The following is a 22,329-nucleotide window of genomic DNA, read 5'->3' as shown; positions in this document are numbered from 1 at the left end:
TAATCAAAGATTAGTCGTCTTCATCCTTACGCTGGAAGTTCGCAGCCAATTCCATCTGTTTCTGGACTGGAACCGGAGCGTATCCGGAAAGTTCCATGGAGTAGCTGCCTGCGCCTTGAGTGATGGCATTCAAGCGTGCTGCATAGCCGTCGAGCTCTGCCAAAGGAACAACGCCGGAAATAATCATCATGCCGCCTGCCATGTTGGCTGTGCCTGTAACCTGACCGCGTCTGCTTGCCAAGTCACCGGTGATGTCGCCGATGGCGCTGTCGGGAGCAACGATTTCAATATCGACGATTGGTTCAAGAAGAGTCGGTTTAGCTTTTGCAATGGCATCAAGCATAGCTTTGCGGCCGGCAGAAACGAAAGCAACTTCCTTGGAGTCAACTGGGTGGCTCTTACCGTCATAGACGACAACGCGGACATCGTGAACCGGGTAGCCGGCGACATAGCCGGAAGTTAAAGCTTCACGAACACCCTTTTCAACGGCTGGAATGAAGTTATAAGGAATAGCACCGCCTTTGACTTCATCAACGAATTCAAAGCCTGTTCCTCTTTCTTTCGGTTCGATGCGCAGATAAACTTCACCGAACTGACCTGCACCGCCGGTTTGTTTCTTATGACGAGCGTGGCCTTCCGCACCTTGTGCAATAGTTTCACGGTATGGAATGCGCGGCGTGCGTGTGTTGACTTCGAGTTTGAACTGAGCGGCCATTCTTTCGAGAACGCTCTTCAAGTGCTGTGCGCTAATACCGCGAAGAACGGTTTCATTCAAGGTAGTATCGTGCTCGAGTTCCAATGTTGGGTCTTCGGAGAGCATCTTGTTAAGAATGTCAGACAATCTGCCTTCATCGCCGCGGCGTGCCGGGGCAATTGCCAAGCCATACATCGGTTTCGGGAAGCTTAGCGGTTTCATGCGGATATTGTCGTGATCATGAGAGGCATGAATGACGCTGTCGAAAACCAATTCATCGATCTTGGAAATAACGCCGATATCGCCCGGAACCAGTTCGCGGACTTCTGTAGTTTCCTTACCCTGAAGAATCATCGGGTGAGAAACCTTGATAGCTTTCTTGTTGTCGCCTACGAAGAGCAAATCATCACGGCGCATTGTGCCCTGATGAATTCTGAATACGCCGACTTTGCCGATGTACGGGTCGTTAACAACTTTGAATACATGAGCAACCAATGGAAGTTCCGGATCAGGAATTAACTTGATGTCGTTGCCTTCAGCATCTGTGAACAACGGATCGTTACTTTCAGCAGGGTTCGGGAGATGGCGGACCATAACGTTAATCAGATCGTCAACACCGGCGCCTGTCTTGCCGGAAACGAAGCAGATTGGAATGATGTGGCCTTCACGAAGTGCTTGAGTCAATGGGCCGTGAAGAGTAGAAGGATCTGCATTGCCTTCTTCCAAATATTTTTCCATGGCCTCATCATCTACTTCAACAACCTGTTCGATGAATTGACGGTGTACTTCTTCAACGCTGAGGAAATCCGCTTCGCCGTGATCTTTAGCAAAGCAGTCGATAACGCGTGCTCCGTTGTTAGCCGGAAGGTTAATCGGCATAACTTCATTACCGAAGGCTTCCTTCAATTCTTCGATGAGTTTCGGAAGATCGACGTGTTCTGCATCAATTTTGTTGACGATAAGGATTCTGTTGAGATTGCGTTCTTTTGCCCAGTCCATCATTCTGCGTGTCATGAGCTGGATGCCGGCTGTGGCGTCAACAACAATGGCTGCTGTTTTGACAGCATCGAGAGAGCCGAGAGCCTGCCCGACGAAGTCAGGGTATCCCGGGGTATCAATCATATGAACGCGGACTTCAGTCCCATCTTCTTTATCGGCTTCGAAGTGTGTGCAGGCTGCTCTCAAGGAGTGCTGAACGGCTTTTTCAAGTGGGTCAGAATCGCATACTGTCGTTCCTCTTTCGACAGAGCCGCATGTAATGATCATTCCGCTCTTGGCAAGAATGCCTTCTGCCAACGTGGTTTTGCCTGAGCCGCCATGACCAAGTAATGCAACTGTTCGAAGATTTTCGGTTGAGAAGATGGGCATAATTACTCCCTAATATTTATGAAAATGCTAAAAATTATCTTTGGATTGTGTACCATGACTCAACGTTTGTCGAGAGGTATTTTTAAAATTTTTTAAATCTCTCTCAATAGGAGTCGAGTGCAATGCAAAAAAAGACCTACTGCGGAGATTGTTCTCCCGAAGAATTCCAGAAATTCGAACCATCTTTCAGACAGCTTATTAGCCTTGCTAATAAAGAAATCTTGCCGAGATTTTTATGCGGCATCGCGGTTTTAGAGAAGAGCGATCACACACCGGTTACTGCCGCGGACCGCAGAGCAGAGAAGGTGATGAGAGAGTGGCTCGAGCAGGAGTATCCGCATCATGGAATTTACGGGGAAGAATTCGGAATTAAAGAACCGGTTGGAGATTTTCCTCATTACCGCTGGATTTTGGACCCTATTGACGGAACTAAGAACTTCATCACAAATGCTTTTCAGTTCGGAACATTGATTGCACTGGAAAAAGATAACGGCGATGGTTTTAAACCTTTGATCGGCGTTATTTCACATCCGCAAGTCGGAGCTTGGCTTATCGGAGATGGCAAAAAAACGGTTCTGCATTTGTCCGATAATCAAGAAATTTCCTGCGAAGTGAGAAACACCACGGACCTTAGCCAGGCCACATTGCTCACTAGTTCTCACTGGACCACTCCCGAGCAGCACGGAACCAAAGTGATTCAAGACCTTATTGACCAAGTAAAACTTTATCGGACCTGGGGCGACTGCTTCGGTTATTTCGCCGTAGCTACCGGCGGAGCCGATATCATGCTGGACAATGAATTGAATTATTGGGATGTAGCAGCGGTTGTCCCTGTTATCGAAGGAGCTAAGGGTGTAATTTGCAGTACAAGCGGAGGAAATCCTCTTAAAGAGCTCTCTGCCGTGGCATCTAATCCGGGTTTGATTGACAAGGTCTTAGACGTTCTAAACAATAAGAACGGCTAGCCAGTTGGTGTTGACTTCAAAATTGCTCTCTGCTTCTTTTCTCAACCTGGGATAAGAAGCATTTTTCCTTTGATTTTCAATAGTAAAAATGCGTTGCATAGGAAACAACTATTTTCAATGTGAAAAACTTGGTTTCTTACTGATTCGGATTTAGTTGAGAAAATCATTTCAGGAATTAGATTAGAAGAAACCTATGATGCCCAGGATTTATCTACTTTCAGCCGCATGCTTAGCCGCTTTGTTGACAGGATGTGTGACTACTCCTGATTTCGAAATGAGCCCTGAGCAAAAATCCGTCATTCCTTCCCAATGGAATGCTCCTGCATTAAATCCGCATCTTTCTCAAGATACGGCCGATTGGTGGAGTTCTTGGGAAGAAGCAGAGCTTTCGGATTTGATTTCCCGTGCGATGTCGGCCAATACCTCCGTCAAAGAGGCTCAAGCTAATCTGAGATATGCCATGGCTGGCTTGACGGTAAGCGGATCAAATTTAGTTCCTAAAGTTAACGGAACCGGATCGGGCGGACGCAGTCACTCCAAACGTACAGGCGCTAACAGCTTTTCAATCGGAGTGAACGGAAGCTGGACTATCGATGCCGGTGGAAACTATGCAGATTATTTGGCGAGTAAAGCAGATCTGATGTCTGCGGATGCTTCTTTAGGAGATGTTCAAACAGCGATTGCCGCTCAAGTTGCCGCAGCCTATGTCAATCTTCGTCTAGCCCAAAGGCAAGTCTCCGTGGCCGAGCAGAATCTAAAAACTCAGAAAGAGGCTTTGGATATTGCTGATTGGAGATACCGCTCAGGTCTTGTAGATTCTACAGACGTTGATCAGGCGCGCACCTCTTTAGAGCAGACCCGTGCCAGTATCCCTTCTCATAAAGCCAATGTTGTAAGAAACCGAAACCTTTTGGCGAAGCTGACAAGTCAAAAACCGGAGAGCATCGGAATTCTTCCCGTAAAGCAGATTCCGGTTCCGCCTAATAATCTCAGTCTAAGTATTCCAGCCGATACTTTGAGACATCGTCCGGATGTTAGGGCCGCTGAGGCAGACGTCATGGCCGCAATGGCTCGTCATACATCGGCAAGGTCCGCTTTATTCCCAAGCTTAACCATTAACGGAAGTTTGGGGTTGGCAGGAGTGACGGTTGGAATGTTGGGAGACCCCGGGACTCATAATTCTTCGATCTTGGGTTCTATCAATTTACCGATTTTTAATGCCGGGGCACTCCGGGCACAAGTTGAGCAGCGAGATGCTCAGGTCCAGGCTGCTAATGCCAGGTATGAAGCAGCTTTGCTCACGGGTATCCAGGAAATAGAAGATGCATTAAATGACATCTGGGCGGTCCAACAGCGGATCAAGTCTCTGCAAGTGGCGGTGGAATCCGCTAAACGGGCCGCAACGAATGCCAGACAGAATTACCAGGCCGGGCTGCAGGATTTTACGGTTGTTCTTACTACACAAAGGACACTGTTGACTGTCGAGGAGCAATTGGCCCAGACGGAGGCTAACCTCTCCTTGTCTTTTATCGACCTGTATAACGCACTTGGCGGCGGATGGAAAAGTTCTTTGAACCAGAAGGAAGAAAACGATGTCAGAAAATAAAAATGATAAGAAAGATATAACATCTCTTCTCGGAGATTCAGTTAAAAAACCGGTCTATAAGAGACTGTCTACTTGGCTTATTTTGGCTGTCCTGGCGGGAGGAGCCTACGGGGGATGGACATGGTACCAAGATTCCAAATCCTCGAAAGTGTCTTACGTAACTGCGAAAGCAGAAAAAGGAAATCTTTCCGTTGAGGTTTCGGCCAACGGGACTATTCAGCCGGTAAGGACAGTCAGTATCGGCAGTGAACTCTCAGGCATTGTTAGAAATGTAGCCGTTGACGTCAATGATCACGTAAAGGCCGGCGACGTTTTGATTGAACTGGATGATACTAAGCTGAAAGCTTCCGTAGAGCGCGCTAAAGCTAACTTGGAGTTGTCAAAAGCGGCTTTAGCCGAGGCTAAGGCAACTTTGAAAGAGGCACAGGCAAAACTTGCTCGTTTAAATGAGGTCAGAAGACTTTCCGGCGGAAAGAGCCCGAGTAAGACCGAAATTGACAGTCAGGTTGCCATAGTGGCGAGAGCAGAGGCCTCGGTTCAGAGTGCCGAGGCAAAAATTATTGACAGTGAAGAGGCCTTAAAGTCAGCACAGTCGGATCTCTCCAAAACACAGATTAAGTCTCCTATCGACGGGATAGTTCTCACAAGAAAGGTTGAGAACGGTTATGCCGTTGCAGCAAGTTTGCAGGCAGTAGAACTTCTGACAATCGCAACCGACATGAAAGACTTGGAACTTCAAGTAAATGTCGATGAAGCAGACGTGGGAGTTGTTAAACCGGGACAGAGAGCCTATTTCACGGTCAGTGCCTATCCGGACAAAAAGTTCCCTGCAGACATTACCAAGGTTGCCTTCGGATCAACTAAGACGGATAACGTTGTTACCTATGTGACCTATCTGTCGGTCAAAAATTCGGACTTGATGCTGAGACCGGGTATGACCGCAACTGCAAATATCCAAACAGTTGCGATTAAAGACGGCCTGCTGGTGCCGAATACCGCTCTTAGGTTTAAACCGGTCACAAAGACTGAAAACAAAGCCCCTACAATGAGCATGTTCGGGCCTCCTATGCACAACAGAAAACAGAAAACGGCCGGAACGGTTTCCAGTTCCTCCGTTACCAGTAAACCAGCTACCGTCTATGTGATTAAAAATGGAGAACCTACGGAACTGCCTCTGACTATCGGTGTGAGCGACGGAAAGGTCACGCAAGTTCTAGAGGGAGATTTGAAACCCGGACAGGAAATTATTATCGATCAACGCAGAGGTGCATGATGCCTCGAAACGAAACGCCTTTAGTCGAGCTTAGAGGTATAGGGAAACGCTACGGTTCGGGAGAAACTGCGTTCAATGCCCTCCAAGACGTAAATTTAAAAATATACGACGGTGAGTTTGTAGCTATCATGGGACCGAGCGGTTCGGGAAAATCAACTTGTATGAATCTCATTGGAGCTTTGGATACTCCGACTTGCGGTCAATATCTATTCAACGGTTATCACGTAGAGCATTTCTCGCGTGACCAACGCGCCCTTTTAAGAAGAAAATACTTGGGATTTGTGTTCCAAGGATTCAATTTGCTTGCCCGCACAAGTGCCTTGGAGAATGTTGAACTTCCTCTTCTCTACCGCGGAGAACCGGCAAAGGTGCGTCATGAGCGAGCCATGGAAGCTCTCGAAAAAGTAGGATTGACGCCATGGAAAGATCATACGCCCGCTGAATTATCCGGAGGTCAGCAGCAGCGCGTTGCAATCGCACGAGCTATTGTGACAAGGCCGAAACTTCTTTTGGCCGACGAACCGACGGGAAGTTTGGACTCTCATCGAAGTGTAGAAATTATGGAACTTCTTCAGCAACTTAATGAAGAAGAGAAAATTACCGTCGCGTTGGTTACCCATGAGCCGGATATGGCCGAGTACGCCAAACGAAAAGTTCACTTTCGTGACGGACGCTTGGCTTCCGATTCTGCGGAGGAGTTCACATGATTGGCAACGCTTTATTACTAGCTCTGAGACAAATTTTCCGCAATCCTCTTCGCTCAATGCTGACGGTGTTGGGTATTGTGATTGGCGTGGCGGCCGTTATTACGATGGTCACGGTCGGTAATGGAGCTACTCAGCAGGTTCGCGATCAAATCGCATCTCTAGGCTCGGACACTTTGATGATCCGTCCGGGACAAAGAATGGGTCCAGGCCAATCCATCGGAGCTCCGTCTTTTAAAGAAGCAGATGCAGAAGCCATTTCACAGCAAATTGCCGGTATTCGTGCGGTCGCTCCTTCCAGAAGTAATTCAACCGTTGTCGTTGCCAATGGAAAAAACTGGCTGACCACCGTCGTAGGGTCTACCAATTCGTACTTTGATGTGAACAATCTGACTTTGAAAGAGGGCAGATTTTTTGAACCGGCTGAGGTGCGGGCCGGAAGTGCTGTATGCGTAATTGGTCAGACATTGCAAAAAGAACTCTTTGACAATCAATCCGTTCTTGGAAAGCTTGTTCGCATTAAAGGGTTCTCTTGCCAGGTAGTCGGACTGTTGGATGCTAAAGGACAAAGCGGATTCGGTCAGGATAAAGACGATATTGTCATCATCCCCTTAAATACTTTCCAAAGACGTTTGAGCGGAAATGTCCGTGTGCCGTTGATAACAGTAGCAATTGAGCCTCAGAGTGATATCGAACGCGTGAAAGAGGGCGTAAGACTGCTTCTAAGAGAAAGACGTTCTTTGTCCTCGGGCGATGCAGACAACTTTAACGTGTTAGACACCTCTGAGCTCATTGAAACTATTTCCAAGACTAGTCAGGTAATGACGATGCTGCTTGGGGCCGTGGCTGCCGTCAGTCTTTTGGTTGGCGGCATCGGGATTATGAATATTATGCTCGTCAGCGTAACGGAGCGTACTCGCGAGATTGGTGTGCGATTGGCCATCGGCGCGATGGAAAGAGAAGTGCTTCTCCAATTCTTGATTGAATCCATTATGTTGGCTTGTTTAGGCGGATTAATTGGAATTGTGCTTGCGTTGGTCGCTTCTATCGCATTGACTTCCTATATGCAAGTCCCCTTCGTATTCAGTCCGGCGATTAATTTACTGGCATTTGGGTTTGCTGCGTTTATTGGAGTTCTTTTTGGTTATTTCCCGGCCAGAAGAGCAGCAAAGCTCGACCCGATTGAAGCGGTTAGACACGAATAAGAGGTTTAGATTTCAGGAAGGAGATCAGCGAATTGAATAAGTTCGCTGATGTCCTTAATTCCAAGTTTATGAAAAATTCTGCTGCGGTGAGTTTCTACTGTACGAATGCTGATGCCCGTTATTTCGGCTACTTCTCGGTTAAGCAGACCTTTGGCAATTAGGTCAGCGATTTCAATTTCTCTCGGTGTAAGAGTTCTGAGTTTTTCTTTAATTTCCGTCGGTTCCAGAGAAGCTCCGTTTTTTAATTTGTCAATTTTGATAGCGCGTCCGATTGACTTCAAAAGTTTTTCTTCGCTGACAGGCTTTTCCAAAAAATCCACAGCACCAGCATGCAGCGTATTTACTGCTGTGTCGATGCTGCCATGTGCAGAGAGAAAAATAATCGGAAGGCGGTACTCTCTTTCGCTCATTTCTCTTTGAAGCTCGAGACCGGTCATGTCGGGCATCCGAATATCCAAAATTAAACAGCCGGGAACGGACGGAGCGTCCTGGACGAGAAAATCTTTTGCAGAAGAATAAGCCGCTACTCTCCAGCCCTGAGCTTTCAGCAGAAAAGATAACGCATTACGAAGATCATCGTCATCGTCAACAATTCTTATCAGCGGTTGTGCCGGCTTCTTCATTCTTCTCCTTCCTCTCCAAGGCAAGGAATCTGGATTTCTACAATCAGTCCCTTTGGGATATTTGGTCTGAATGTTATTTTACCCCCGTGGGCCTCAATAATGCTTTTAACTATCGGAAGTCCTAATCCTAAGCCTTTTGCTTTAGAAGAATTTAGTGGCTTTTCTATTTTCCAAATTTCTTCTTGGCTCATGGCCTTTGCTTGATCGGAAATCGTGATTAAAGCTAGACCTTTTTCAGTGGAAATTGATATATCTATTGGGAGTATCGAGTCTGTATTTTGGGCTTCAAGAGAGTTTCTAAGAAGGTTGACCAGAACCAGTTCCAGTTCAAGCTTATCTCCGGAAACTAGGATGGAAGATGGTCCTTTTAACCGGATGTCAACTTGGTTCTTTCGGCTGGTTCGGAAGTTCAGAATGGATTCTTGGACTACCGTTTTTAAATTAAGAACTTGGTTTCGGCTGCTTTTAGATTTCGAGTAACTTCTAACTTTTTCGACAATAGCGTTTATCTTGCTGCACTGTTGATCAATAAGATAGACCGCATTTTGAATATCTTCTGCATTGGCCTTAATCGCACCAACTCCTCCGTCGATAATCCGCTGAATTCCTCTTCCGTACAATTGAATCGAAGCTATTGGTTGGCGTATTTCATGAGCGAGCATCCCGGACATCAGACCTACTGCTCCCATCTTTTGTAAACTTTCAAGGCGAGAGTTTGCTTCCTCAGCTTGGTGAAGAACCTTTGTATGTTTTTTATGCGCTTTCGACAGTTGCACCGTTTTGATTTTAATCAGTCGTTCACAGCGGATAACGTGTGCAATTAAGCCTGTTATGCAGACGAAAAGCAGCATAATCCAAGGCCAATACTCGTTAAGGAATCGCTTTAACGTCCATTCACGTAGATAAGCCCAAGGTCCGAGCTTAAGATCTTTTAGAAGGGTGTCGACAGAATGATAGTCAGAGGCAGGGCTCCAACGGACACCATTACTGCTTGGAGGAATCGCCAGCAGCGTTTGAAGCAGCTCGCGTGCTTGTGCAGGAGAGATTTTGGGAGTGATAGAAATCGTCCACGAAGGATAGAGAGATGTGGAGTGTGAGCAAGCTAAACGGTTTGACTTACGGTCTCCGATAATTTTGAAATCCTCTTTTTTGTAGCCTGCTTTTTCAAGCATATCTTCGAAATAGCAGAGTCTGAGAAAACCTACGTCGGCTGTCCCGTTTTTCAACGCTTCGAGAACGTGTTTCATTCGATGTTCTTCTCCGACAAATATCTGCTTTGAGAAGAATTTTTCAGGATCGTAGCCTTTTTTGGAAATCTCGTGCATTCCGATGTGGTAACCCGAAAACCCCGTCGGAGAGTTCGCTGCCAGAATTTTTCCTTTTAAGTCCTTGACCGTTTGAAGATCCGTTCTGTCTGCTCTTGTCACAAAAGCTGTCCCCTCGCTCTGGTTGGGATCCGGGTAGCGAGGCGAGGACAGGGCTACTAGATCACGGACGCCTTCGGGAAGCAAGCGTCTGTACATCCCTGCGCTTGACTGCATGAAGTCAACTTGGCCTGCCTTAACGGCTTCTTCAAGTCCTTTTAACGAGTAATAGGTGACTTTGACGTTATCAGGACCAAACTTGTTCTTCAAAGTTTGAATGGTGGTTTGCAGAAATTCTTCGTTGGTATTAGGTACTCGTGAGGAAATACCCATACGAAGAGGCTCCGCAAGGCAAACAAGCGGAACCATGATCAAGAATGCGGCAAGAACAGTTTTCTTCAAAGTCAATTTCTAAGAGGCTGGCATGCTGAATTTAAATTGATGACATTCGTTACATTCCAATTTTTGCTGTTTGTGAACTCCGTGGCAAGCCTTACACTCGAGATCACCTAGATGGTTTGCATGGACGTTATTCGGCTGCATATTCTTTGTGCGTTCGGCAAGCTGTTCATAACTTCCATGACAGCTTTGGCATTTTGCCGTTTTTACTCTTTTAGCCGGAGGAACTTCTTGGTGGCAAGCCGCGCACTGAATTCCTTTGGAAGTGTGGGCCGTTAGAAGAGCATCTTCTGCGGCATAAACTGCCGTAAAACCAAAGGCGAGAAGTAATAAAAATAAAAATTTCTTCATGGTGAGCTAATGGATTAGATAGCTCCTCCATTTTGGAGGAGCTTGCAGGAGAACTAAGCCTTACCGTTTGCGCGTTTTGCGGCTTCTTCGCCGGCGATGCGGCCCCAGATTACGGCAGCTGTAAGCTGAGAACCAACAATGTAGTCGGAGTAGAAAATACCGCCGATAGCATTGCCTGCTGCATACAAGCCGGGAATCGGTTTGTCTTCAGTGTTGAGGACTTCAGATTTAGCTGTAATCTTCGGACCACCGAATGTTGCTGTCATACCGCCTTGGAATGGAAATGCCATGAACGGACCTTTTTCGATTAAACGTGGTTTTTCCAAAGTATTCGGAGGTGTCAAAGTAGCAGCTTTACCGGCTTTAACTGCATCGTTATATTCTTTAACTACATTGACAACGGTGTCCACCGGAAGGCCGGCTTTTTCTGCCATCTCGGCAACTGTGGCACCTTCATAGATAGGAGCTTTGGCACGTTTGTATCTGTCAATACGTGTCTTAACGGTTGGAATGTCAACGACTTGGCTGTCGATGATAATAAAGGCCCAGTTTTCAGGAATGATCTTCGGCATCTTTTGAGCAACGGAAACATACGTTTCAACTTCGTCTAAGAAACGAGTGCCGTCATTTTTGACCAAGATTCCATAGTTAACCATTGTGGAAGGATTTGCTCTTGTTGGTCCATGGATCGGGCCGGCGTGGAACTGGTTCATGTTGACATACTTCGGAAACAGATGCTGAGTCAGAGTGATGTTCTCGCCTTGCAAAACGTTGGAGCCGCGGATCGGCATCCATGCAACATCGCCGCCCATATATCTGCAGACCATTTCTTTGTTGGCGTGGAAGCCGCCGGTACAGAGAATGACGCCGCCTTTGGCTGCGTAATCGGTAACTTCTCCGTCTTCATCGACTACTCTTACGCCTGTTACGCGCAAGGCAGGATCGTTCAGAAGAGAAATGACTTTGCTTTCGAAAAATACCGGAATCTTCTTGGCTTTGACGGTGTCAAGCATCTGTTTGGAAAGCTGTGCTCCGCCCGGTTTCAATTTGCCGTCAACAACGTGGCCTCTGTTTCTGCCCGGGAAGACTTCTTCGACGATTGGTTTCCATTTGATGCCGCAAGTGTCAGTCAGCCATTGAATAGCACTTCCTGACATTTCGCAGTACTGACGTGTTAAAGCTTGGTCGCCGCGCTGCTGAGAAACGATCATCATATCTTTGTAGAAGTCGTCCAAGGTGTCCTTCATATTTTGCTGTTTTTGGACGTACGTATTAGTTGCATTGAAGTGACCACCGGCAAAGATTGTGTTTCCGGCAGGACGAGACATCTTTTCGAAAATAGCGACTTTGGCGCCTTTGTCAGCGGCTTCAATAGCAGCTGCCATTCCGGCACAACCGCAGCCAACTACGATCACGTCGTAGTCTTGATTCTGTTTAGCTTCGGCACTCTGTGCATGAGCAGCCATCGGCAATAAAGAGGCAGCAGTGGCAGCTGTGCCGGCGAGACCGCATTTAAGGAAAGAGCGTCTTTTGACTTGTGTCATCTTTTTCTCCTTGGTTTGAGGTTATCTTTTGTTGACAAGGAGAAGTTTCCGCATTTTCATACGTACGTAGTTTGAGATAGATCAAGAATTCTTCAAATAGTTCATAAAAAGTCTGAAATTTGACCTTATTCTCGGTGTTTTTTCTAATGCTCATGCGTGAGCAAGACTCCTGGTAATCCAGTCCAACTAAGGAGAAACTTCTCAAAGATGTGCTTTTTTGTACGAGAATCTCGGATATGGAAAAGACAACAACGGCTGCAGTTGCAGCACAAGATATAAATAACACTCTGGCACCTCAAAAGTCACGAGGTGCTTTTTTCGGTATTGCATTGGCCTCCTTAGCCTCCGTATTTTGGGGAGGAATGGGCGTGTCCGTTCAATATCTCTTCGAAAATTCCTCTATCCAGCCCTTGGAACTGGTTGGACTGCGGCTTTTGGCTGCCGGATTCCTACTGGTGGCTATTAACTTTGTGGTCGCAAGAAAAGTGTTAATGGCACCTTTTTCTTCCCGAGCTGCATTACTTGGGATTGCGCTAAGCGGGCTGGAGATACTAGGCGGTCACCTAACGTTTTTCTTTTCTATTTACCATTCCAATGCAGGTACCGGAGCAATTTTTTTAGCTTTAGTGCCCTTAGCAGCAGGTTTTTACTTGGTTTTGCGGGGCAAGAAAAGTTTTACTCAAAAAGAATTGTTTTGCTGCACGTTGGCCTTTTTCGGAGTGCTTTTACTGGTTTCCAAGGGTAATTTTCTTACTTTTGACTTGAACTGGCAGGCGGTATTCTGGGGTTTGCTCTGTGTTGGACTTTCTACGGTTTACTCTATCCAGCCGAAGACCCTTATTGATAAGTGGGGAGTTATCCCTGTAGTCAGTTGGGGTTTGTTGTTCGGCGGGATCGTTGGATTTTCCATTACGAGGCCGTGGGATGCCCTCTTTACGTTTAATCTTGCCGGACTTTCTGCCTTCTTGTTCATTGTGGTTTTCGGAACCGTCGCAGCCTTTTGGCTTTATCTGGAAAGTTTGAAATATTTGTCGCCGGTTATCGTTGGTTTGGTGGTGTGCTTAGAACCATTATCCGCTTTTATATTCGGTGTTGCCTTTATGGGCTTAAAACTTGGTTTGGCGGAATGTTTGGGTATTGCTATGGTCCTTGCCAATGTGGTTATTCTTTCGATAGGAACCGGACAGAAAAAGATAGGCAAAAGAAAAGCCGCCTAAAAAGACGGCTAATGAGACCTTCTCTTTTGAATTAGAACGGAATGTCTTCGTCATCTCCTCCGAAAGGATCTGCGTTCGGAGCAGGTTGCGGAGCAGCCGGTGCCTGTTGAGCCGGGCGGTTGTAGGCGGGTTGTTGATAAGCCGGAGCCTGCGAAACCGGTTTTTCAAAACCTTGAGCCGGTGCTTGGCGAGCTCCGTACTGCTGAGAATTAAAAGCGGGTTCGGAGCTGTAAGAGTCTGCCGGATAAGAAGAGGCGCCGGAGTCGGATCTGCGATCTAAGAATTGGAAATTCTCACCCATGATTTCTGTGGCATAGTGAGTAACGCCGTCTTTTTCCCATTTGCGTGTTCTCAATCTTCCTTCAACGTAAACGGCAGAGCCCTTTCTAAGATATTTTTGAATGGTTTCTGCCTGCTTTCCGAAGAAAACGATGCGGTGCCATTCCGTCTCTTCTACCAGTTGGCCTGATGCCTGGCTGCGGTAAGAGCGGGAAGTGGCAACGTTAATCGTCGTAATTTGCAAGCCCCCTTCCGTTGCGAAGCGGGTCTCAGGATCACGGCCTAAATTGCCGATGATAAGTACTTTATTAAGAGACGCCATTGGCTTTCCTTGAAAATTTCTACAGATCAAAACATTTTAACAGAGTCGAAAAAATTAACTCTGAGAACAGCGAGTTTAATCGCCTCTCACGCCTATTTATGTCTTTTTGAGCTTGTCGAGAGGGGTGAGGAAAATGAAAATTTTTCATAAAAAATGTATAGTTGCAAATCGCAGAAAAAAATCATGAAAGAGATTGTTATACAAGGGGCACGAACCCACAATCTGAAAAATGTGGACTTGTCCCTGCCAAGAGGCAAACTGGTAGTCATTACAGGACTTTCCGGATCCGGTAAGAGTTCTTTGGCATTTGATACGTTATATGCCGAAGGACAGAGAAGGTATGTGGAAAGTTTGTCTACGTATGCCCGTCAATTCTTGGAACAAATGGAAAAGCCCGATGTAGATCACATTGAAGGGCTTTCTCCGGCAATTTCTATCGAGCAAAAAAGTACAAATAGAAGTCCGCGTTCAACGGTCGGTACTATTACAGAAATCTACGATTATTTGAGACTGCTGTTTGCAAGAGTGGGGGTTCCTCACTGCCCGACTCACGGAACGGCGCTGCACGCTTCAAGCGTAAGCGAAATCGTAGACAGAATTATTGAGTTTAAGGAGGACGGCTCCAAACTCATGATAGTCGCACCGGTTTGCCGTGCCTCTTCAAAAGTTATCCGACATAAAACGGAAGACCTCCAAAGCAGAGGCTTTACCCGTTTTCAGATAGACGGAAATGTCTGCACGGTTCCGGATTTGCCTGCACTCGACGATGATGAAAACCATCAGCTCAATGTCGTTGTAGATCGTCTTAAAATGCGCCCCGATATTCGTCAGAGATTGGCCGAGTCCATTGAAACGTCTTTGCTTATCGGTGACGGCATGGTTCTTATCGAGGACTTGGAATCGGGGCAAACCGAACGTTTTTCAAACAAGTTCGCTTGCCCGGATTGCGGCTTTACGATGGATCGGTTAGAACCCAACATGTTCTCTTTCAATAGTCCGGCCGGAGCTTGTGAAGTTTGCGGGGGACTCGGGGAAGCCGAAGAATTCGATGCGGAAAAATTTATTTCTCTTCCGGATTTGTCGCTGAAAGATGGAGCGATCGACGGCTGGGGGATGCTCAACCCATATAACTATCAGTTGCTGGAAGCGGTAGCCGTTAAATTTAATATTCCTCTGACAGAGCCGTGGAACCGCCTCTCTAAACAGCAGCAAGATATTATTTTGTACGGCTCCGGTAAAGAAGAAATCCCGGTCGTATTCAAAGACGGAGAGGGAAGAGAAATCCAAAGGAACCAGCTCTTTGAAGGTGTTATTCCGATTACGAAGAGAAGATTTGACGGAGCCTCAAATGAAGCATTAAAAAAGGAGCTCGGAAAATACCGAACTCTCAGACCGTGTTCTGCTTGCTGCGGTTCGCGGCTTAATGTGGCTTCTTCGAATGTTCGAATCGGAGAGGGTCAACAGCAGAGAACAATTTCTCAAATAACAAGCTTATCTTTAAAAGAAGCTCTCGAATACTTCAAAAAACTCTCTTTGTCAGGGGCAAGAGCAGAAATCGGCGGAAAGCTGATACAAGAAATAATTAGCAGGCTTGGGTTTTTAAATAACGTCGGGCTCGAATATTTAACATTGAGTCGTCCTGCTGCAACGCTTTCCGGCGGAGAGTCTCAGCGTATCCGTTTAGCCAGCCAAGTCGGTTCTCAGCTTTCCGGTGTGATGTATGTTTTAGATGAGCCTTCGATCGGTCTTCACCAATGCGATAACGACAGGCTGATTGCTACTCTGAAAGGACTCAGAGACTTGGGAAATTCCGTTATTGTCGTTGAGCATGATGAGGATACCATTCGTGAGGCAGATTACATCGTTGACATGGGGCCCGGGGCCGGAAGACTTGGCGGTGAAGTAATCGCACAAGGAACTCCGAAAGAAGTGGAAAAGAATCCGAATTCGCTTACAGGGAAATATTTGACGGGCGAATTAAAGATTCGTACTTTGAAGAAGACCAAGCCGGGAAAAGATTTCATCAAAATTTACGGAGCTTCGGGCAATAATCTTAAAAACGTTGATGTCAGCATTCCGGTCGGCTTGATGACGGTGGTTACCGGTGTGTCCGGGTCCGGTAAATCTACGTTGGTCAATGAGACGCTTTATGCGTATGCGGCAAATGTCTTAAACCGTGCGAAAAAGACGCCCCAGCCTTTTGAAAAAATCGAAGGATTGGAAAATTTCGATAAAGTCATTCACGTCGATCAAGATCCTATTGGAAAGACGCCTAGATCTAATCCGGCGACATACTGCGGTATTTTCGGTCCGATCAGAGATTTGTTTGCGGAAACGCCGATAGCCAGAGAAAGAGGGTATGGTTCGGCACGCTTTTCTTTCAACGTGAAGGGCGGACGATGCGAAGCATGTGAAGGAGAAGGGCTGGTTAAAGTCGAAATGAACTTCCTTCCTGATATGTACGTGCCTTGCGATCACTGCCACGGAATGCGATATAACCGTGAAACGTTAGAGGTTCTGTACAAAGGGCTTAATATCGCCCAAGTATTAGATTTAACAGTTGATCAGGCGGCTGAGTTTTTTGCTGCCGTTCCTGTTATTTATAAAAAACTTCAAACCCTGCAGGAGGTCGGCCTCGGCTATATCAAACTAGGCCAAAGCGCTACGACTTTGTCGGGTGGAGAAGCACAACGAATTAAGCTAGCATTAGAACTAGCCAAGAGATCAACCGGCAAGACTCTTTATATTTTGGATGAACCGACGACAGGTTTGCACTTTAAAGATGTGGACATGTTATTAGCGGTACTTGAAAAATTAAAGAAAGCAGGTAATACTTTACTAATTATTGAGCATAACTTGGAAGTGGTTAGAGAAGCTGACTGGGTGATTGACATAGGCCCGGGCGGTGGAGCGGATGGCGGTCAGGTGGTCGCTGTCGGCGCCCCGGAAACAATAAGCGAAAACCCCTCTAGCCGAACAGGTAAATATCTAGGAAACTTGACAAAAAGAAGAGGTTCCCTTGAATAAGAGCAAAGATAAATTCGAGCAGCTGTTAATGGATTCATTTTATGCTGCGATTGATGCGGCAGACCCACATAAGGTCGTGCCTCCGCACGTTCCCGTTGGTTTTGAAGGGGACGTGGTAGTTGTCGGCGCAGGCAAAGCTGCTGCCAGTATGGCGGCTGCCGTTGAGGAAACATGGCCTGAAAAAGATCTAAGCGGTGTTGTAATTACACGCTACGGCCACGGTGAAAAGACCAAGAAGATTAAGGTATTGGAGGCAGCTCACCCCATTCCTGATCAGTCCAACCTGAAGGCAACTCAAGAGATGATGCAGCAGGTTGATAAATTGAAAGAAGGCGATTTGCTTCTCGCCTTGATTTCAGGTGGCGGCTCTTCTCTTCTCTCTCTTCCGGTGGAAGGCGTCACAATCGAAGATATCCGTAAAGTGACTGAAGATCTTCTTCGCGCCGGAACATCAATTGATCATATTAATGCCGTTCGCAAGCACGTCTCCCAGGTTAAAGGCGGAAGACTGGCTCTTGCGGCTCGAGCTCGCGGCGCCGAAGTTCTTTCTCTAATTATCTCTGACGTTGTGGGCGATAATCCTTCCGATATCGCTTCCGGTCCCTGTTCAGAAGACTTCTCCACTTATGCGGATGCATTGTGGTACCTGAGCCAAGCCAGAGTAGATACACCTAAGGCAATTCTCGAACATTTGCGCAACGGTGCTCGCGGTGCAATTGAAGAAACACCGAAGATCGGTGATGTGAGAATGCGCAGCGTAAAGAACAAGATCGTTGCTAATTCCTTCAAAGGTCTTCAAGCTGCAGCTGCCTTCTTCAAAGAAAACGGGATGCGTCCGGTTATTATCGGCGACGATATTACGGGCGAAGCCAGATCAGTGGCTCTGCAAGTTTCTCGTAAGGTTCGTCTTGAGTACTCCAAGCCTCGTAGAAAACCGGTTGTCCTTCTTTCAGGCGGTGAATGTACCGTTACCTTGGACAAAGGAAGAATCGGCAAGGGCGGACCCTGCTCTGAATTCCTCTTAGCATTAGCCCAAGAGCTTCAAGTAGATTCTATTTACGCGATAGCTGCTGATACGGACGGTGTGGACGGTAACGGTGAATCTGCCGGCGCAATGCTCAGGCCCGACACTATGAAGAGGGCTAAAGAGATGAACCTGGACCCGGAAGTATTTTTGAAAGAACATAATGCACACGAATTCTTCCGATTGCTGGGAGATTCTCTGGATACCGGTCCGACTCGAACAAATATCAATGATTATCGTGCGATCCTGATCCCCTAAGAATTACCACCAACCTTCCGTAAGGAAGGTTGAGTCGTCTTTGTAAGCTGGTTTGACAACTTATAATGTCGAAACTTGGTTAGTTACTACCTTCAAAACATACTATTTTTGATCCAAAGGAGGCCGCCGCAGATTCACAAGCTGACACGGCGGAAGAAATGACTGCTTCATCAACTATGTTCCGTTTAGACGCTTCACGAGCTTTATCAGACTTCCGTACTGAAAGGCTCTTAAAGAAAATTCGTCAATTTGTTCCGGGAGTGGCAACACTCAATAGCCGGTACATTCACTTTGTCCATACTGCAGACGAACTTTCTGTCCTTGACATGACACGTCTGAAAGACATCCTCAATTACGGTGAAGAGTGCTTGGTTACTCATACCCCTAACAAATTCTTGGTTGTTCCTCGTTTAGGAACTGTTTCTCCTTGGGCCTCCAAAGCTACTGACATTATTCATAATTGCGGCTTGAATCAGGTTCTGAGAGTAGAAAGAGGCACTTTATACGAGCTGACTTTTAAAGAACCACGTCTTTTGACAGACAAGGAAAAAGAGCAAATTGCTTCCGTCATTCATGACAAGATGACAGAAAGCGTTGTTGATCCGGATGTTTCTGCTGAAGTCGTTTTTGGTGAAGCACAAGGCGAACCGATGCGTACGGTCGATATTCTGAAGGAAGGCAGAGAAGCCCTCGTTAGAGCAAATGGCGAGTTCGGCTTGGCCCTGAATGAAGACGAAATTGATTATTTAGTCGACGCTTTCACAAAATTGGAACGTAATCCGACAGATGTCGAATTGATGATGTTTGCACAAGCAAACTCTGAACACTGCCGTCATAAGATTTTTAATGCTAAGTGGACAATTGACGGCAAGGACAAAGATAAAACTTTGTTCGGCATGATTCGCGAAACTCATAATGCCCATCCGGAAGGCACGATTGTTGCTTACTCCGATAATGCAGCCGTATTTGAAGGCAGTGAAGTGGATCGTTTGTATCCGAGAGGGAATGAATCTGCTTTAGGCGGCCGAGAATATTCTTATGAGAGTGAACCTACTCACACCGTTTTTAAGGTCGAAACTCATAACCATCCGACTGCTATTTCGCCGTTCCCTGGAGCCTCTACCGGTTCCGGCGGCGAGATTCGTGACGAAGGAGCCACCGGCCGCGGTGCACGTCCGAAAGCAGGTTTGACCGGTTTCACCGTTTCCGCATTGAATCTTCCGGGCTACGGACAGAAATGGGAAACCGATAAAGACGTTGCTGTTGATGGGCCGGAAACGGAAGAACTCTATGGTTCCCCAAGCCGTATTGCCTCTTCCCTGGAAATTATGACTGACGGTCCTTTAGGAGGCGCCGCTTTCAATAATGAATTCGGACGCCCGAATGTTCTCGGTTATTTCCGTGCATTCCAGGCGAACGTCGGCGGAAGACGCTACGGTTACCACAAGCCGATTATGTTGGCCGGCGGTATCGGTAATATCAAGGAAGGCCAGACTCATAAATTAGATTTACCCACCGGGACATACTTAGTTGTTCTCGGCGGACCCGGAATGCGTATTGGTATTGGGGGAGGCGCAGCTTCCTCTATGGCCTCCGGCTCTAACTCCGAATCGTTGGATTTTGCCAGCGTTCAGCGCGGCAATCCGGAAATGGAAAGAAGAGCCCAGGAAGTTATCGATAGATGCTGGGAAGCCGGTGAAAACAATCCCATTTTGGCTATTCACGATATCGGTGCAGGCGGTCTTTCTAACGCTATGCCGGAATTGGCAGACCTTTCGGGTAGGGGCGCCCATCTTGATTTAAAGAAGGTTCCGGTTGAAGAATCTGGAATGAGCCCGTTGGAGATTTGGTGCAACGAGTCACAAGAAAGATATGCCTTGGCAATCGATCCGGGCAAACTGGAGCAATTTGAAGATTACTGCAAACGCGAAAGGTGTCCGTATGCGATCCTCGGACAGATTAGTGCCGACGACAACTTAGTGGTTGATTCCATCAAGGAAGGAGAAGAAGCCGTTGACATGCCAATGAGCGTTCTTCTCGGTAAGACTCCTAGAATGCATAGAAACGTCGAGTCCGAAGCCCCTTTGAAGATGAAGAGCAACTTGGATGTTGATCTTAAGGAGGTCATCCACGATATTCTTCGTCATCCGACCGTTGCCAGCAAGAAATTCTTAATTACCATCGGTGATCGAGCTGTCGGCGGATTGACTTGCAGGGACCAGATGGTCGGTCCATGGCAGGTTCCGGTAGCCGATGCTGCCGTTACAGCCCTCGGCTTCCACACTTACAAGGGTGAAGCGATGGCAATGGGAGAAAAGACTCCGTTAGCCATTTCCAATGCTGCCGCGGCCAGCCGTATGGCAATTGGCGAAGCATTAACAAACTTAGTTAGTGCAGATATTGATTTAGACAGAATTATTTTATCTGCCAACTGGATGGGTGCTTGCGGACAACCGGGACAGGATGCTTCCTTGTTTGCCGGTGTAGAAGCCGCCAGCACATTCTCCCAAGAGTTAGGAGTCAGCATCCCTGTCGGCAAAGACTCCCTTTCTATGAAGACGTCTTGGAAAGATGCCGAAGGAAAGGACAAGAGCGTCACTTCTCCGGTTTCATTGATTGTATCTGCGGCCGCTCCGGTTAAAGACATCCGCAATACTATGACTCCGCAGTTTGCCGATAAGGTTCTTGACAGTTCATTGCTTTTAATTGATCTTGGTCAAGGTAAAGACCGTATGGGCGGCTCCATTTATTCCCAGGTTACTCAGCAGTTTGACTCTGAGACTCCTGACGTCGACAACGCAGCCGACTTGAGCAAGTTCTTGAAAGTGATTAGAGAGCTTGCATCTAAAGGCGTTATTTTGGCCTACCACGACAGAAGCGACGGCGGATTAGCTGCTACTCTCTGTGAAATGATGTTCGCCAGCCGTATGGGTGTAGAACTTGTAGCTGACGGGTTGATTGCTAACGGCAGGAACTTAAATGAAGCCCTCTTCAATGAAGAACTCGGTGCCGTCATTCAAGTTTCCAGAGGCCGTGCTCATGAAGTTAAGAGCGCTTTTGACAATGCAGGACTTGGCCACTGCCTGGTTTATCTCGGCAATATTCTTCGTGAAGAAGAATTCTCCATCTATTTGAGAGGCGACTGCGTATTCTCAGAAGGACGCAGCTCCTTAGAAAAACTGTGGAGTGAAGTCTCTTGGCAAGTCGCTCGCCAAAGAGACAATCCTGCTTGTGCAGACAGCGAATACGCATTGATTGACTCTAAGAAATGCGGACTGGTTTTGGCCACAGGTTTCGATCCCGAAGAAAACATTGCCGCTCCGTTTATTAATTCCGGAGAAAGACCGAGGGTTGCAATTTTGAGAGAGCAGGGCGTCAACAGTCAGAATGAAATGGCCAGCGCCTTTATGCAAGCCGGCTTTGACGCCGTTGACGTTCACATGACAGACCTCTTGGAAGGCAGAACTGATTTGCTGTCATTTAATGGTTTGGCAGCTTGCGGCGGATTCTCCTACGGTGACGTTTTAGGCGCCGGCGGCGGTTGGGCTAAGACAATTCTGTTCAACGAACGTCTTAAAGAGCAGTTTGTGAAGTTCTTTGAAAACGGCAATACCTTTACCTTGGGCGTCTGCAACGGCTGCCAGATGATTTCTCAATTGAAATCTTTGATTCCGGGTGCACAACACTGGCCGTCTTTCGAGAGAAACCTTTCTGAACAGTTTGAAGCTCGTTTAGTCAACGTCAAGATTTTGCCGTCCCCGTCTATTCTCTTTACCGGAATGGCCGGTGCAGTTCTCCCTGTGGTTAATGCACATGGGGAAGGTCGAGCATTCTGGGCAAATCCAGCAGATGAAGAACTTGCAATTCCGGTAGCCTGCTATGTGGACGAAACACAAAATCCAACCGAGATTTATCCGCTGAATCCAAACGGTTCAAGACTTGGAAGGACTTCTTTCACAACTACGGACGGCCGTGCGACAATCATCATGCCTCATCCGGAAAGAAGCTGGCGATCTGTTCAGCTGTCTTGGAGATCTCCGCTTCTGCGTGATGTCTCTCCATGGGCACGCATCTTCCAAAACGCAAGGGTTTGGTTAGGCTAGTCC

The 22,329-nt window shown here is 47.1% G+C and carries 15 protein-coding genes; 9 read left to right on the top strand and 6 right to left on the bottom strand.

Translation table 11 applies throughout. From position 1 onward, the window contains the following. Nucleotides 1-10 precede the first annotated feature (10 nt). A complete protein-coding gene (fusA, locus tag ADH67_RS10905; protein WP_066594153.1) occupies nucleotides 11-2,062 on the bottom strand; it encodes an elongation factor G in 2,052 nt (683 codons plus the stop codon). 122 nt (nucleotides 2,063-2,184) lie between these two features. On the opposite strand from fusA, the gene ADH67_RS10900 reads away from it, so the two are divergent. From ADH67_RS10900 to ADH67_RS10880, 5 genes are all read left to right on the top strand, one after another. Then, entirely contained in the window at nucleotides 2,185-3,027 is an 843-nt protein-coding gene (locus ADH67_RS10900) for an inositol monophosphatase family protein (protein WP_066594151.1), read from the top strand. Nucleotides 3,028-3,220: 193 nt separating this feature from the next. Next, a complete protein-coding gene (locus ADH67_RS10895; RefSeq protein ID WP_236578564.1) occupies nucleotides 3,221-4,633 on the top strand; it encodes an efflux transporter outer membrane subunit in 1,413 nt (470 codons plus the stop codon). Next, nucleotides 4,620-5,906, top strand: a complete 1,287-nt coding sequence (locus ADH67_RS10890; RefSeq protein ID WP_066594150.1) for an efflux RND transporter periplasmic adaptor subunit — start codon at nucleotides 4,620-4,622, stop codon at nucleotides 5,904-5,906. The genes ADH67_RS10895 and ADH67_RS10890 overlap by 14 nt, the downstream gene beginning before the upstream one ends. Beyond that, entirely contained in the window at nucleotides 5,906-6,613 is a 708-nt protein-coding gene (locus ADH67_RS10885) for an ABC transporter ATP-binding protein (RefSeq protein WP_066595923.1), read from the top strand. The genes ADH67_RS10890 and ADH67_RS10885 overlap by 1 nt, the downstream gene beginning before the upstream one ends. Beyond that, on the top strand, nucleotides 6,610-7,815 hold the full coding sequence (locus tag ADH67_RS10880; RefSeq protein WP_066594148.1) for an ABC transporter permease: 1,206 nt from the start codon (nucleotides 6,610-6,612) through the stop codon (nucleotides 7,813-7,815). Before ADH67_RS10885 ends, ADH67_RS10880 begins: the two co-directional genes overlap by 4 nt. 5 nt (nucleotides 7,816-7,820) lie before the next feature. Here ADH67_RS10880 and ADH67_RS10875 read toward each other — a convergent pair whose 3' ends face one another. From ADH67_RS10875 to ADH67_RS10860, 4 genes are read right to left on the bottom strand one after another with little or no spacing between them, the layout of a single operon-like run. Continuing rightward, nucleotides 7,821-8,438 (bottom strand): response regulator transcription factor, encoded by a 618-nt coding sequence (locus ADH67_RS10875; protein WP_066594146.1) that lies wholly within the window; start codon nucleotides 8,436-8,438, stop codon nucleotides 7,821-7,823. After that, nucleotides 8,435-10,204 carry a sensor histidine kinase gene (locus ADH67_RS10870; RefSeq protein WP_066594145.1) on the bottom strand — a complete coding sequence of 590 codons (1,770 nt, stop codon included), beginning with the start codon at nucleotides 10,202-10,204 and terminating at the stop codon, nucleotides 8,435-8,437. Before ADH67_RS10870 ends, ADH67_RS10875 begins: the two co-directional genes overlap by 4 nt. Nucleotides 10,205-10,213: 9 nt before the next feature. After that, complete coding sequence (locus ADH67_RS10865; RefSeq protein ID WP_066594143.1) at nucleotides 10,214-10,552, bottom strand: cytochrome c3 family protein; 339 nt, start codon at nucleotides 10,550-10,552, stop codon at nucleotides 10,214-10,216. Between the two features lie 53 nt (nucleotides 10,553-10,605). Beyond that, nucleotides 10,606-12,096: an FAD-dependent oxidoreductase gene (locus ADH67_RS10860; protein ID WP_066594142.1), complete on the bottom strand. Its 1,491-nt coding sequence runs from the start codon at nucleotides 12,094-12,096 to the stop codon at nucleotides 10,606-10,608. A 236-nt stretch (nucleotides 12,097-12,332) separates the two neighbouring features. Between ADH67_RS10860 and ADH67_RS10850 the strand changes: the two genes are divergently transcribed. Beyond that, nucleotides 12,333-13,313 (top strand): DMT family transporter, encoded by a 981-nt coding sequence (locus tag ADH67_RS10850; protein WP_084081525.1) that lies wholly within the window; start codon nucleotides 12,333-12,335, stop codon nucleotides 13,311-13,313. Between the two features lie 31 nt (nucleotides 13,314-13,344). Here ADH67_RS10850 and ADH67_RS10845 read toward each other — a convergent pair whose 3' ends face one another. Further along, entirely contained in the window at nucleotides 13,345-13,914 is a 570-nt protein-coding gene (locus ADH67_RS10845; RefSeq protein ID WP_066594139.1) for a single-stranded DNA-binding protein, read from the bottom strand. 183 nt (nucleotides 13,915-14,097) lie between these two features. Between ADH67_RS10845 and uvrA the strand changes: the two genes are divergently transcribed. From uvrA to purL, 3 genes are all read left to right on the top strand, one after another. Next, nucleotides 14,098-16,941, top strand: a complete 2,844-nt coding sequence (gene uvrA / locus ADH67_RS10840; RefSeq protein WP_066594138.1) for an excinuclease ABC subunit UvrA — start codon at nucleotides 14,098-14,100, stop codon at nucleotides 16,939-16,941. A gap of 28 nt (nucleotides 16,942-16,969) precedes the next feature. Then, entirely contained in the window at nucleotides 16,970-18,223 is a 1,254-nt protein-coding gene (locus ADH67_RS10835; RefSeq protein ID WP_201415727.1) for a glycerate kinase type-2 family protein, read from the top strand. Nucleotides 18,224-18,381: 158 nt separating this feature from the next. Further along, nucleotides 18,382-22,326, top strand: a complete 3,945-nt coding sequence (purL, locus tag ADH67_RS10830; RefSeq protein WP_066594134.1) for a phosphoribosylformylglycinamidine synthase — start codon at nucleotides 18,382-18,384, stop codon at nucleotides 22,324-22,326. Nucleotides 22,327-22,329 lie beyond the last annotated feature (3 nt).

Origin of the sequence: Turicimonas muris, from assembly GCF_002221595.1 — a bacterium.
In the GTDB taxonomy this organism is placed as follows: domain Bacteria; phylum Pseudomonadota; class Gammaproteobacteria; order Burkholderiales; family Burkholderiaceae_F; genus Turicimonas; species Turicimonas muris.
This window is presented reverse-complemented; position numbering and strand designations above follow the sequence as displayed.